This is a genomic window from Coleofasciculus sp. G2-EDA-02 (assembly GCF_040226375.1).
Taxonomy (GTDB): Bacteria; Cyanobacteriota; Cyanobacteriia; order Cyanobacteriales; family Coleofasciculaceae; genus Coleofasciculus.
On sequence record NZ_JAVKEW010000265.1, the window covers coordinates 1 to 14,443 of the forward strand.

Sequence of the window (14,443 nt, forward strand, 5' to 3'; positions counted from 1 at the left end):
AAAAAAGGGGTTCTAGATATTAAGTGATATTCTAGTTGACTTCGGGTAGGACATAATTGTGTAAGACCTAATTAGAGGTGACTCGAAAGGGCGATGATTAGCTCAAGAATCTCCCGCGTTTTAACCGGGAGAGTGTCAAAGCAAGGGGAATAGGGAGTCTACACTCATCCTAACTGACACTCGCGATCGCGATCGAGTTCCATCGTCCTCACTGATTGGTCTTATGTCTTATGTCTTATGTCTTATGTTAAAGAAGGGGTTTCATCCCCCGCTTGAAAAGACGGGGGCTTTCACCATCGCTTTTCGGTAATTTTATTTCTTCATACATAATTTATCATAATTCAGGTCAGATGGTAATTGGCGAATCTACATAAATCGTCGGTTCATTCATCTTAAAATTAATTCCATAAGCCAATAATTGTTTGGAAATTTTTTCGTTAGCAAGTTCCAATAGGCGCTTACGTAATTGAATTGAATTTTCACTTGATCCCAGAATAAAAAACGTTACTCTAGCCCGGGTAGTTTTTTCTTCCAACGAGGGAATTAAAGTAATATTTGTACTTCCCGGATCGATACCGAATAAAGCGTTCGTACTTTCGGTAATAATTTGCTGAACTAAAGCTTTTTCTCGTTCTTCCAAAAGTTGAGCAAAATCCAAATAGAGTAACACCATCACTTTCTTCCCTCGGGTGACATTTTCGATTTCCCAATTTGCCATCGTTGAGTTAGGAACAATCAAAAGTGTGCTTTTAGCCGCCGTGCGAATTTTTGTAGACCGCAAGCCAATCGATTCAACGCGACCAAACACCTCATTAGGTAAACGAATATATTCTCCCGGAATAAACGGACGGTCTAAATAAAGGACAATTGTACCCAAAAGCTGTTCCAATGTCTTTTGTGCCGCAAACGCGATCGCAATACCGCCAATCCCAAAACTAGCGAGTAAGCCGACTAAATTGACTTCCTGGCTTTGAGCAAATGCGACCACAGCAATAAACCCAATAATTACATTAGCTAGAGTCTCAAACACAAGAAGCAATTCATCAACTTCTCGTCCGAGTTTCCGCACTAATCCTATCCCATACACTCGCACAAACTGGCGAAATAAGCGAGAGGCTAACCAAGCCACACTCACGGTTACGGCTAAATCCATAAATGGAAGCATGAAGTTATACAACCCTGGATACTCTCCCAGCCAAGCCAGTGAGAATGAGAGTAGGATTAAGGTGCCAGCAAATTTGAAAGCTTTTTGGAGTGGGTCAATCAAATTATCATAAATTTCCTTTCCCTGCTTAATTGAAAATCGGTGGATAATCCAGCTAACCAGAATCGGAGTATATCGACCCGCCAAAATAGAAAGGAGAGCAAATATTAAGAAAAGAACATAGTTAGGCAAATTTAAGGAGTAAATAAATTGAGAAACATCACTAATTCTGTTGGTTATATCAGTTAAATTCATCGGCTAGTACTGCTATTTGGGAAGTCGGAATTCCTATACAGACACGACAGGTCACGTCTGTATTTTACTACAGGAGCTAAATGCTCACTTACAAGTTCCCCTGAGTAGCCCGCACCTGCCCCTACAGTATAACTTTTGACCCGGCACGACCTTTGAGGGCAAGCTTTTGACTTCCCAGGTTACGGTACTAGATTGTAATGGGTGAATCCACATTAATGGTTTGTTCTTCAATATCAAAGGAAATCCCATATTCTTTAAGTTGCTTGGCGATATTTTGTTTAGCAATATCGAGGAGTTGACGCCGCAATTCCATAGAAAACTCACCGGAACCCAAGATAAAAAAGTTAATTTGGGCTTGAGTCATTGCCGGAGATCCATCTTGGATGATATCTTTAAATGTGACGTCTGTACTGCGAGAGTCAATCCCAAAGATATCAATTGTGCTTTCTAAGATAACTTGGCGGATCAGCGATTTTTCTTGGTCTGGTATCGGACGATAGAAAATTAATGAGATAATCGAAATCACCTTTTTAGCGCCCGTGAAGTTTTCGATACTGACCTGAGTCAGAGAACTATTGGGAATCACCATTAATGTTCCTTTACCAGAGGTACGGATTTTGGTAGACCGCAGTCCAATGGATTCGACTCTGCCAAAGGTGCCATCGGGTAGACCAATATAATCATCGACGACAAAGGGACGGTCGATATAAATCACAATACCACCGAGTAATTGTTCCAGGGTTTTTTGTGCCGCAAAAGCCACAGCAAAGCCGCCAATTCCCAAACTTGCCAACAAGCCCAAAATATTGATTTGATGGGTTTGAGCAAATATAATGATAATGATGACAATGACCAGTAAATTGACAATCAGTTTGGAAAGGAGTAGGAGTTCACTATTCACCTTTCGTCCACTTTGCAGGGTGGCATTTAAAAGATAGGCATCAAAAAATCGCTTGAATAACCGAGAGCCTAACAAAGTCGCGGTAATCGCTAAGGCGAGACTGATGGGGAGTTCAATCAACTTGATAAACTCCCGTTTGGCATAGGCGAGAAAAATAATATCGGTTAAGGTTAGACTCAGGGTTAGACCGAGTAATTCTTTTTCGGGTTGAATCACCTTGGGATAGAGATCCTTGAACCCCTCAAAGGCTGAACCCAGCCAGCGAAAGGCAAAGGAACCGCCCGCGATCGCGAAAATCCCGGCAAGTCCGAGTAAAATTAATGTTTTCAGGGTATCGAAATCCAGGAGTCCTGGTAAGGCATCCAGCATTCTAGTCTCCAATTTCAGCAATTAGCCGTGTTAGACTATTATGGCGCGGAGTATGGGTTTGGTTACCAAACCCCTACTGTTTGGTTACCAAACCCCTACTGTTTGGTTACCAAACCCCTACGGCGATAACCACCATAACACGGGTCGCTGATTTAATTGGTGCAAGGGGTTTTGCCTCTATTGAAAACTCAAAACGAGTTATAAAGACAATTGCGATAAGCATCGTAGGGAACAAATGTCAAGGGTGGAAAAACTAATCCACCGGTGTCTAAGATATAGGTTAAGGTATCGGGTGTTAGACGACAGCCTAAAAGTAGATTCAACCCTGTTTAGCTTTGACTGGGTAAAACATTGGGAATCTCTTGATTCATTTGGAGTTTTCCAATCGCGTCTTTAATCACATCGAGCAAATGCTGATTTCCCTGCTGCTGCGCTAATTGAACCGCTTGTTGCAAATCCGCGATCGCTTCTTTTTTTTGCCTCAGTTTAGTCTGAGCCAGCCCCCGATTATAATACGCTTCAATATGGTTAGGGCAAATTGTCAATACTTGGTCATAATTCTTGATCGCCTCTTTATACTTTTGCAGCGCATAGTAGGCATTGCCTCTATTATTATAGGCTTCATAATTTTGATTATCCACAGCAATGGCTTTAGCATAACTGCCAATCGCTTTAACAAAATCATTTAAATAGTAATATCCATTACCTCGATTATTATAGGCTTGAGCATAGCTAGGATTTATCTCAATTGCTTTGTCGTAGCTTTCAATGGCTTTCTTATATTGATTTAAGGCGATATAGGTATTTCCTAGATTGTTATAACTTTCGGCATAGTCAGGATTAATTTCAATTGCCCGCTTAAAATCCTCCAGAGCTTGTTGATACTGGCTTAACTTATAGTGGGCATTGCCTCGATTATAGTAAGCCCGCTCATAGTTAGTATCCAGTTGAATCGCTTGAGTATAATCGGCAATCGCTTCCTCATAACTCTCTAAGAGATAGTAAGTATTACCTCGATTATTATAAACTTGCGTGTAGCCAGGATTAAGTTTCAGTGCATCATCATAATTTTGCAGGACTTCTTGATAATCTTTTAGAGCAAAAAAGCAATTTCCGCGATTGTAATAAGACAGGGCTAAATTGGGATAAATTTCAATAGCTTTACTGTAAAATTCAATCGCTTTATCGTACTGCCTTTTTTGATAAAAACTTTCCCCTTCTTGATTATAATTAAAAGCAAGATTTCTCTTGTATTCTAAAACAGCAGGTAAAATCAATCCTAAAATAATCATTAGCCCAAAACCGCTTACTATGAAAACTATAATTATCCCGCCGATCTTGAGGATTTTGACAATAATTTTCAACTTATTATTTAGCTCCCTTTATTCTGAAATACAACTTTAAGCAACTTTTCTCACTTTACGAATCAGCACGATTTCTTCTTCGCGTCGAACGATAGTGCAGACTGGAGTCACACAAACAATATCTGTGGCAGGATCACGTCCAAAAGCATCAAAGCTTAGGGATTTAAGGGGAACAATATAGCCTGAACCATTGGGATTTTGTGCATTCATAGTCTAAAGCCTTATTCTTCAAATTTTGAACATTTGCTATGTTCCTACTATAGCAACTTAACATTGAAAGATCAAATTCCTAAGATACAGTTCACAAATTGACAATGGATAATGAACAATGGATAATGACCTCTCATTAAAAGAAGAGGATTGAAATCAAGGAAAATCTTTTTTAATTTTTTCGTAAACGAAGAGGTCTTAGACCCAATTAATCAATTGTCAATTATCAATTATTAATTATCCATTGATAAAGTATATTCACCAACATCTTGCCGAAAACTTATGGAAGTTAGTCTCAGCAGCTTTAGGATAAAAAATTAATCGTACTAATTGCATTGCTATCCCTAGATGGAGTCGGATATAGCGCAAGATTACGGAGGATTGGGATTAATTTTAATTCCATTTTCTAGAGGAATTTTATACCACAGAACCCGATACAGGTCTAAGGGTTGAGATTTTCCTTTTACCCGCATCGGCGGCATTTTTTCCACAGGAATTGTTCGATCATTGAGTTGATCTAAGGTACTTTGAGCGATTAAAATTTCATTAGGTTTTGCTAAATTACAAATACGACTTGTCACATTAGTGGTATCACCAATCGTAGCATACTGAATCAGTTTAGCTGAACCGATATTTCCCGCCGCAACTTTCCCTGTATTTAACCCGATATGAATTTGAATGGGTCGTCTTTTGCGTTGAACCCACACTTGATTTAAACGGCGAACTGCCCATTGCATATCAATAGCGGCTCTTACAGCTAAATCTACATCATTGGGTTTGCGATAGGGAGCGCCCCAAACGGCTAGCAATGCATCACCAATATATTTTTCTAATGTTCCTTCATAAGGGAAAACAATCTCCTCAACCATCACCTGAAAATACTCATTGAGCATTTCAATAATTTGCCGGGGTTCCATTTGAGACGACATTTTAGTAAAGTTACTAATATCAGCAAACAAAGCCGTAACTTCCGTATCAACGATTTCTAAATTGCCTTCCTCCCGCAGCTTACGACTCACCGTTCGCGGAAAGAACCGTTCCAGTTTATCCCGCATCACCGCCTCCGCCTGCATCTTGGTATAAAGGCGGGAATTTTCGATCGCGATCGCGGCTTGATTTGCCAGACAGGTTAAGAACTCCAAATCTTCATCAGAATAGATATCCGTCATGGATAAATTATCCACATACAAAACGCCGATGACGGTATCTCGCGGTTTGAGAGGAACACACATCGCCGCGTGAATCCCTTGTTTGAGAATCGAAACCGAATCATTAAACAAGGTATCAATTCGGGCATCATCCGTTAAAATAGCATTGCCTTGAGTGCGAACAAAATTAGTAATATATTTACTGTAAAACTGAGTATTTTCTGGACTCTCGAATTGCAATTTAACCGCTTTCTGTTCAAGTTGACCAGTTTTTTCATCAACCATCAAAATAGTTGCCCGATCAACCTGCATGATCTCAAATAACAGATCCAGAATTTTTTGCATCAGTCGGTCGGGTTTTTCGGGAGAGGAAAGTTGTTTGCTCACCTCTAGCAAAATTTGTAATTTACTAACCGCTCGCTGCTGGACATCTTGGTTTCGTAGTTTTAGAACCGAGTGTTCAGCTTGATCCGGTTGCAGTAAATCTCGCATCGTGATCCGAGTTTGCTCAGGTGCGACTTGTCTGAGAATCGAAAAATTCGAGGTATCGTCATTGAATGATTTTTGTCGAGGGGGGGGAATGGTTTTCACAAATTTGAAAAACACACTACCAAAGCGAATTAAGTCTCCATCCTTCAGTTGGCATTCCTCAATTTTACACTCGTTAACAAACGTGCCATTGAGACTTTGTAGATCCTTGAGTGTAGCACTGTCGGGGGTAAGGATAATTTCGGCATGGTGACGGGAGAGATACCCATGGAGTATAACGATAGTATTATCGTCCTCACGCCCGATGGTATTGACACCAAGCTTCAATTGATAAACTTTTTTATTAGGAGTATCGGGATCGTAAATTAAGTAGGACACGCCCCACCCTCACCCTTATGATCATTTTCATTCACGATAGCGAATGCTGGGGATTGGCTCCCAGTCCCTTGCTGTCAATTTCCCGCCTGAGGCTTCAGATACACTAGAAAAGATTGGCAATCGGGACTTTATGAAAATCGCCGAGAAAACCCCGTCGCCTTGTGCGTGGGGCTGTTGACCCACAACTCTAGATAAATCAGCATGGCGCGATCGCTCACATACACTCAAGCACCTTGGAGAGAAACCTATACTGAAATTATTGATGTTCGCAGTCCCAGTGAGTTTGCTGAGGATCATCTGCCAAACGCCATCAACCTACCCGTCCTCAATGATGAACAACGGGCGAAAGTTGGAACCCTTTACAAACAAGTCTCCCCTTTCCCAGCCCGAAAACTTGGCGCCGCCCTCGTTGCTCGCAACATAGCTCAACATCTTGAGTCTCACTTTGCCTCTAAAGAAAAAAACTATCATCCTCTGGTGTACTGCTGGCGTGGCGGTCAACGTTCTCATAGTCTGGCTGGCGTCTTAAACCAAATTGGCTGGCGAGTTACCGTTATCGAGGGCGGCTATAAAACCTACCGCACTTATGTGCGCCAACAACTCGAAACGTTACCGCCCCAGTTGACGTTTCAGGTGTTATCCGGTTTGACGGGTAGCGGAAAAACCTATATCTTACACCAGTTAGCTCAACGCGGCGTCCAAGTCTTTGATTTAGAAGGCTTGGCAAATCATCGGGGTTCCCTATTGGGTCAACAGTGGCAAAATCAACCGACACCTCAACCGGCGCAAAAATATTTTGAATCCTTACTGCTGTTGGAATTACAACGCTTTGACCCCAGTCAGCCGATTTGGGTTGAAGCCGAAAGTAATAAAATTGGACAGCGTTATTTGCCCCCCTCCCTTTGGCAACAAATAAAGCAGGCGAACTGTATTGAAATTCAACTCCCTCAAACGCTTAGAATCGAACGGCTGCTGCAAGAATATCCCCACTTCATCACCCATCCTGACGTATTGAAACGCAAGCTAGTCTATTTGAAATCGCGCTACGGTGGGCAAAAAATTCAGCACTGGTATCGTTTAATTGATACCGAACAATGGCATACATTAGTTGGAGAATTGCTCAGTCACCACTATGACCCAGCCTACCGTCGTTCCATTGGGCATCTGTACCAAGACGCCTCACGTATTATAGAGATTGATCAGGTATCGGATACTACTGTAGCAGCGTTGCTTGAGTCGGTTGAGTAATGAGGGCAGGTATGGAAGTATGTCAGGGACAGCATAAAATATATTAAATAAATATTGATAAATAAAGGAGTAAAGTATGAGATTTATCAGCCCAAAAGTAGATTATGCTTTCAAGAAAATATTTGGTTCAGAACAAAGCAAAGAGATATTAATCAGCTTTCTGAATGCTATTGTTTATGAGGGAGAACAAGTCATTAAAGACTTAACCATCGTCAACCCCTACAATCCCGGTCAGACACTCAGCTTAAAAGACACCTATTTAGATGTTAAAGCAGTTTTAGCTGATGGCTCTATTGTGGTAATAGAAATGCAAGTCGCATCAATGGCTGCTTTCAACAAAAGGGTGGCTTATAACTTGGCAAAAGCTTATGCCAATCAGCTAGTCAAAGGAGAAGATTACCCCCGGCTTAATCCAGCCATGGCAGTTACTATTACAGATTTTATTCTCTTTGAACAAACAGAGGATGTCATTAATAAATTTGTGTTTCAGGAGAGAGAGAAAAAATTTGAAATTCTCAATCAGGAATTACAGCTAATCTTTGTCGAATTACCTAAATTTAAGAAAACTCTCTCAGAGTTAAACAGTTTGACAGATAAGTGGATTTATTTTCTGCGAGAAGCTGCGATGTTGGAGGATATCCCTGAGAGTTTAGGAGAAGTATCGGAAATAAAATCTGCCTTAAACCTGGCTAACCAAGCCAATATGACAGTCAGCTTAAAGCAAGAGGAGGCGATTGAAATCGCTGCTACACAAACAAAGTCCGCCTGCGCGGACTAGATTATAAAGGGGTAGCTAACCCGGTTTTGGTATCATTTGGTAGAGACGTTGCATGCAACGTCTCTACAACATGGTTATATTAACGCTGCAAAATTAAGGCATCCACTCCAGTATAATCCCGACTCGACTATCTTTTTCTTCTGTCGAGTTTTGCTTCTGAATATCGGTGGATAAGCGCAAGTCTGGGGTAACCGCATACCCAACCGACAAGGTGGTTAAACCGACTTCATCATCACTCCCTGGGGATACAAAACTTTGGGTTAAAGATATATCAGCCGCACCTGTGCGAGATAAAACTAACTGCAATTTCACACCAAGATTTACACCGTCTGTGGTATAATTATTTGACTCCAGATAGCGATAACCCACCAGGGGAGCGACATTCAGATAATTTCCCAAAGGACGCAAATAGTACCGCAAGTCTACACCATAAGCTTCGCGATCGCGATTAAATGAGGTGTGATAATCCCCACTGACGGTGAAACCGCTACGATTGATAAATATATCTTCCACACCGATATTCAATCCCCCCGCTTGTCCGGTTGAGGGAAACTGGGAATAGCCGAACCGGAAGCGGGTGCGAAAACTGGGGTCATGGCGTATTTCCTCTAAAATATTGGGTACGTCTTGTAACCAGCGTTGTAATACGGGACTATTCTCAATAATCTCTGGATTTAACTCCAATTCCTGGGCGGCTGAGTTTGATGAGGCTTCAGATTGAGCCGTCAGGTTTATTTCCGGAATTGGGGTTGGAATTGTGTCTAACGTTTGGCAATAGGAGTCACCCCAACTGGGTACAAATATCCATAGGAAACCTAAACCCAATTGCCAACATTTTTTCGGAAAATAGTTAAATGGGACTAAGGAATAGGAACTCGGAAAGACATGGTTGGCGAATTCTGGTTGGCTCATATCAAAGGAGTGGGGGCGGAGTTATTGGGGTGTAGGGGCGGGTTTTACTGATCACGTTTTGAAGACAACCCTTAGCGTAACTAAACCCGCCCTTATTTTACCCCCCAATATTTCCCCCCTTTCAAAGCTATGCATTAGTCACATCTTTCTTAACAATCCACAAGTCTTATGATGTCTGGGTTGGGGAGAAATGCTTAATATAGCTTAAACAATATGGCTAGATCCAGTCATCGGGCTTGGGGGGTTGTTTTTTGTGCAAAGGGTTCATAGCCCAAGGGGTTCACAGTGATAGGGACGTTCTGGTAGAAGCTTGTCACTCACCATCCAGCTACTCATCCACAGCGACAGTGGTTCCCGTTGGAGGACAGAGGAATGCGGGAGCTTCTGTTGCAAGGGGAGAGAAGGGGTTAGGGGATGAGAAAGAAGTCATAAACGCTATACTCTCATTAGTTTCAAGCTAAAGTTGAGAAAAATGTTCATTAAGAGTCCCCACAGATGGTGGTTCAACGGTAAAACAAGCGTAAGTCCTGAATATTCAGTTCAATGCTGCCTCTGGATATAACTGTTATGGAGCCGTGGTTAAAATTACTTCTGCAATGGGCTATCCCTGTTTTTAAGACCCTAGTCTATCTGAAAACGACCAATCAATTCAATGGTATACCCTTAAACGAGAAACCAACATCTGAACCCAAGCCTCTTATCTTACCCTATCAGGCGGTCGATGAACCCCCTCAAGGGGAAAAACTGATGGCAATGGGGCAACATTTTGCTAACAAACTGCCAGATGTGATCCAAGCTTTCGCGCAAACCTTGGACGAAACGGATCACCTAGAAAAGCAGCGCTTCCAGCAACAGAAAGCCCTTCAGCAACAACTCGTCGCCGAACATCGCGAAACCCTACTCAAACTCGCCGCCTATCAACGGGAAACCACCCTCGAGTTACCGGAAGTCCATAAAATCCTCGATCATTGGCCCCTACGCCTCTTTCCCTCCCAACTGCTAGAACCTCATCGCCCCAATCGCCCGATTCCCCTGCGAATTTTTATTGCCCCTCCCCAGGTTCAGTTTGAACGTTTTGGCGAGATGAACTCACAAGTACCAGATATTGAACTGGGTTTGGCGCAACGACTGCGAGAATTCTTAAGTCAACATTATCCCTTACACTCTCAAGTGAGACCCACTGAATTTTTAGGGGGGGCGTGGGAGAGTAAGCGGTTTCATAGTGAATCGAGTATTAAGGCGCTTTTTAGTCTGTTGAAATCTGAGCCAACCTTAATTCTAGAGTCGGAAATTGATGGCGATTTTATGATTTTTCGCCTCGCCTATTGGGGTTTAGGACAGGACAGTTATTGCTATTCAACCTTATGTAAGCTATCCTATCGGGATTTTATCTATGAATCAGCAAAAGTCCGGGCGCTGAAATGGAAAACCACACGAGATAAACTATTGGCATTGGGAAAGAGTATTGAGGATATTAATGCCAAAGGGGGTGACAATGCGATTAATTTAGCTTACCTGGAAGAAGCCGAGGAATTGCAACAAGCTGGAATTGATCCGCGTGAATTGATTTTCCCCTATAAAGTGAACCGTGGCGACTGGGACAACTTCTGCCAGTTTTTAAGTACCTGTCACTGTTTAGTTGCTGGCTGGGTGTCAGATATTCATCATTTGGTTCACTCGGATGTATCGCCGCTGTTGCCAGAATTATTACCACCATTGATTGCGGAAGTTTCTGATCCCGATTTAGTTCAAGTGGTGATGCAAACCACCCTTTCAATTTACCAAGAGGTGTTACAGTCCCTCGTCAGGGAACGCCCCTACTGGGAACCGGAACTAAGTTTAAAACTAGCACAGAGTTTAAGCTGTTTACCCGATAAATCCTGGGCAACGACACAGATTAAGTCCTCTGTGAAAGCGTGGTTGCAACAACGGAAACAGCCGCATCTAGAAGGCTTGCAGGCATTTGAGGCGATGGGATTGGTATTAACACAACAGGATCAAAACTATTGCCAGATGCTGCAATCCTGTTTAGCCGCCGTGGGAGATGAACAGGGGGCAAATCAAGTTCAGGAATTATTAGAGGCGATCGCATCCCCTCAACAGCCGCAGACCTGTGCTAATTTGATCTTAGCCTCTACGTTCACGGGACTCAGTGGCAAAGTAAGCGCGATCGCTATTCATCCCAATGGACGCACCCTGTTAAGTTGTGGGGGTGATAGTACAATTAAGATTTGGGATATTATCAGCCTGAATTCGACACCCATTCAGCAATTAAATGGGCATTCAGGTGGGGTTTTGACACTTACCCTTAGCCTCGATGGGCAGATTTTAACCAGTAGCGATCAGTCGAAAAATCGCAGTTATATCAAAATCTGGAATCTACACCATGGCAAACTGCTGTGGACGCTTTCTGGACATCGCAAGCAGATTCATTCCCTAGCGATTAGTCCGGATAATCAAACCATTGCTAGTGGTTCGCACAAAATCAAATTATGGAACTTAAACACTGGTGAACCCTTCCGCACCTTATTTGGGCATAAAGAATGGGTGTATTCCCTGGTGATTAGTCCAGATGGTCAAACTTTAGTTAGTGGAAGTGGGGATAAAACGGTTAAAATTTGGAAATTGGCGACAGGAGAACTATTGCGGACGCTAAGTGGACATAAAGCCAGTGTGAGGGCGGTGGCGATTAGTCCAGATGGGCAAACGATTGTTAGTGGAAGTGAGGATAAGACGATTAAGTTATGGGATTTTGAAACCGGGAAACTTTTGGCTACACTAACAGATCATACAGGAGCGGTGTATGCGATCGCGCTGAGTCCAGATGGTGAATATCTGATCAGTGGGAGTGAGGACAAGACAATTAAGGTTTGGCATCTGCATCGGGGAGAACTCATGCAAACCCTAGAGGATCATACCGCCCCAGTATACGCCCTTGCCATTGGTGCTGATGGACTCCTAGCCAGTGGGAGTGAGGATCAGACGATTAAACTGTGGCGTCCCTTGTAGAGACGCGCCATGGCGCGTCTGTAGGCGCACGGCAGTGTTCATCCGTGTCAACTTAAGGCTGAAACCCTTACTTAATAAGAGATCCCCCCTAGCCCCCCTTTTTGATCCCCCTTCCGTCCCCCTTAAAAAGGGGGAGACCAACCGTTGAGGCTTTCGATCAACTGCTGAATAAATAGCTTCGCGAAAGTAGATTGTTCCAAAGGATTTATCCTCAATTGTAGGGAAAAATTTAGCCAAATTGTAGGGGCGGGTTTAGGGATTAAATTCAGCTATTCAGAAATAAATGAACAACAAAACCCGCCCTGATTAAGTTATCTCTCACCGCTAGGGCTGAGTTTCCCTTACTACAAGCCGAATCTAATTTATCAAATACGTTAGATCAGGACACGATAGTATCGTGTCCCTACCGAATTAATCACCCCTAAGCTGCGGTAGGGAAAAATGGGTAGTTAACCTGAATTTGGTATAACAAGTTGTCAATATACTCAGAGGTTAACGTAGTTCAACAGCAATATCGACTGGGAGAGTTAATTGTTTCACCGATATTGCCCAGGTTAGCGTTTAAACTTTAAGTTGGGGCAATTGCACGCATTCAAAATCAATGGGCAAACTGACTCTACCTAAGCTAGAACGACACCTGTTTTCGGCGGCGGATATCCTGCGGGGCAAGATGGATGCTTCGGAGTACAAGGAGTTTATTTTTGGGATGCTGTTCCTGAAACGGGCGGCGGATGTGTTTGAGGTGCGCTATCAGCAGATTGTTAAGGGGTTTGTGGATAAGGGGCTGAATCAGGAGGCGGCGAGGGAAAAAGCCGAAAAAAAAGAACGCTACACGGCGACAGAAACCGATGCCTTTACGCTATTTGTCCCGCCTCAATCTCGCTGGTTAACGATTCGCGATACCTTTCACCAACAGATTGGCAATAAGCTGAATATCGCCCTGGCTGGGTTAGCGGATGAGAATCCGGAGGTGTTGAAAACTCAGTTTGGCAGTATTTTCGAGCATATTGATTTTAATCGCCAGGTGGGGGGGAAGAGTACCCTGTCGGATTTGCAATTGCGGCAGTTAATTGACCACTTCGATAAACAGCCTCTGCGGAATGAGGATTTGGAGTTTCCGGACTTGTTGGGGGCGGCGTATGAGTATTTGATTTATCAATTTGCGGACTCGGCGGGGAAGAAGGGGGGGGAATTTTATACGCCGCGTGCGGTGGTGAAGTTGATGGTCAGAATTGTAGACCCTCAAGCGGGGATGTTGGTGTATGACCCCTGTGTGGGTTCCGGGGGTATGTTGATTCTGTCGAAGCAGTATATCGAGGAACATGGGGGAAATTCCCGCAATCTTCAGCTTTACGGGCAGGATAATAATGGCGGTGTCTGGGCGATTTGTAAGATGAATTTGCTGCTGCATGGCATTGCCAACGGCAAAATTTACAACGATGACACGCTGATGGTGCCGATTAAGGATGGGGGACAACTAAAGCATTTTGACCGGGTTTTGAGTAATCCGCCGTTTTCTCAGAACTATAGTCGGGTTGATAAGGATAATCCGATGGAGTTGAAGGAACGGTTTAAGTATGGTTGGTGTCCGACGACTGGGAAAAAGGCTGATTTAATGTTCGCCCAGCACATGCTGTCGGCGCTAAAAGCTGATGGGATTATGGCGACGGTGATGCGTCATGGGGTACTGTTTCGCGGGGGTGAGGAGAAGAAGATTCGGCAGAAGTTTATTGAGAATGACCATTTAGAGGCAATTATTGGACTACCGCCAAACTTATTTTATGGGACGGGTATCCCAGCCTGTATTTTGGTGATGCGTCCGGCGGGGGCGAAGCCAGAAGCAAGTCAGGGGAAGGTATTATTTATTAATGCCGATGCTGAATATTATGCGGGTCGCGCTCAGAATTTTTTGCGCCCGGAACATATTGAAAAGATTGTTTCGACGTATCGAGAGTTTATTACCAATCCGGAGTTTGCGGGAGTGCCAAATTATGGGGCGGTGGTGACGACCGAACGGCTGGCACAGGAAGAGTATAACTTTGACACTCTCCCGGTTAAAACGCGGGAGATTCTTGAGCTAATCATCGCCCTTTCGAGTCACCTCTAATTAGGTCTTACACAATTATGTCCTACCCGAAGTCAACTAGAATATCACTTAATATCTAGAACCCCTTTTTT

At 43.2% G+C, this 14,443-nt stretch carries 9 protein-coding genes and 1 pseudogene; 4 read left to right on the forward strand and 6 right to left on the reverse strand.

What is annotated here, in order from left to right:
* Positions 1-346: 346 nt before the first annotated feature.
* The 5 genes from RLO19_RS30405 to RLO19_RS30425 all read right to left on the reverse strand — a co-directional run bounded on the left by RLO19_RS30405 (position 347) and on the right by RLO19_RS30425 (position 6,318).
* Complete coding sequence (locus RLO19_RS30405; protein ID WP_446361428.1) at positions 347-1,459, reverse strand: mechanosensitive ion channel family protein; 1,113 nt, start codon at positions 1,457-1,459, stop codon at positions 347-349.
* 187 nt (positions 1,460-1,646) lie between these two features.
* The gene (locus tag RLO19_RS30410) at positions 1,647-2,729 is read right to left on the reverse strand and encodes a mechanosensitive ion channel family protein (protein ID WP_446361430.1); all 1,083 of its coding nucleotides are present in this window, start codon (positions 2,727-2,729) and stop codon (positions 1,647-1,649) included.
* A gap of 329 nt (positions 2,730-3,058) precedes the next feature.
* On the reverse strand, positions 3,059-4,021 hold the full coding sequence (locus RLO19_RS30415) for a tetratricopeptide repeat protein (protein ID WP_446361432.1): 963 nt from the start codon (positions 4,019-4,021) through the stop codon (positions 3,059-3,061).
* 108 nt (positions 4,022-4,129) lie between these two features.
* Complete coding sequence (locus RLO19_RS30420; RefSeq protein WP_446361434.1) at positions 4,130-4,303, reverse strand: hypothetical protein; 174 nt, start codon at positions 4,301-4,303, stop codon at positions 4,130-4,132.
* A gap of 371 nt (positions 4,304-4,674) precedes the next feature.
* A complete protein-coding gene (locus RLO19_RS30425; RefSeq protein ID WP_446361436.1) occupies positions 4,675-6,318 on the reverse strand; it encodes an adenylate/guanylate cyclase domain-containing protein in 1,644 nt (547 codons plus the stop codon).
* Between the two features lie 201 nt (positions 6,319-6,519).
* Here RLO19_RS30425 and mnmH point away from each other — a divergent pair, with 201 nt between their 5' ends.
* Both mnmH and RLO19_RS30435 read left to right on the forward strand, forming a co-directional pair.
* A complete protein-coding gene (gene mnmH / locus RLO19_RS30430; RefSeq protein WP_446361438.1) occupies positions 6,520-7,566 on the forward strand; it encodes a tRNA 2-selenouridine(34) synthase MnmH in 1,047 nt (348 codons plus the stop codon).
* Positions 7,567-7,642: 76 nt separating this feature from the next.
* Positions 7,643-8,311: pseudogene (locus RLO19_RS30435) on the forward strand (Rpn family recombination-promoting nuclease/putative transposase); the annotation flags it as partial.
* 126 nt (positions 8,312-8,437) lie between these two features.
* Here RLO19_RS30435 and RLO19_RS30440 read toward each other — a convergent pair.
* Positions 8,438-9,256 carry a hypothetical protein gene (locus RLO19_RS30440; RefSeq protein WP_446361440.1) on the reverse strand — a complete coding sequence of 273 codons (819 nt, stop codon included), beginning with the start codon at positions 9,254-9,256 and terminating at the stop codon, positions 8,438-8,440.
* Between the two features lie 567 nt (positions 9,257-9,823).
* Here RLO19_RS30440 and RLO19_RS30445 point away from each other — a divergent pair.
* Positions 9,824-12,265 carry a WD40 repeat domain-containing protein gene (locus RLO19_RS30445; protein ID WP_446361442.1) on the forward strand — a complete coding sequence of 814 codons (2,442 nt, stop codon included), beginning with the start codon at positions 9,824-9,826 and terminating at the stop codon, positions 12,263-12,265.
* A 601-nt stretch (positions 12,266-12,866) separates the two neighbouring features.
* Positions 12,867-14,372: a type I restriction-modification system subunit M gene (locus RLO19_RS30450; RefSeq protein WP_446361444.1), complete on the forward strand. Its 1,506-nt coding sequence runs from the start codon at positions 12,867-12,869 to the stop codon at positions 14,370-14,372.
* Positions 14,373-14,443 lie beyond the last annotated feature (71 nt).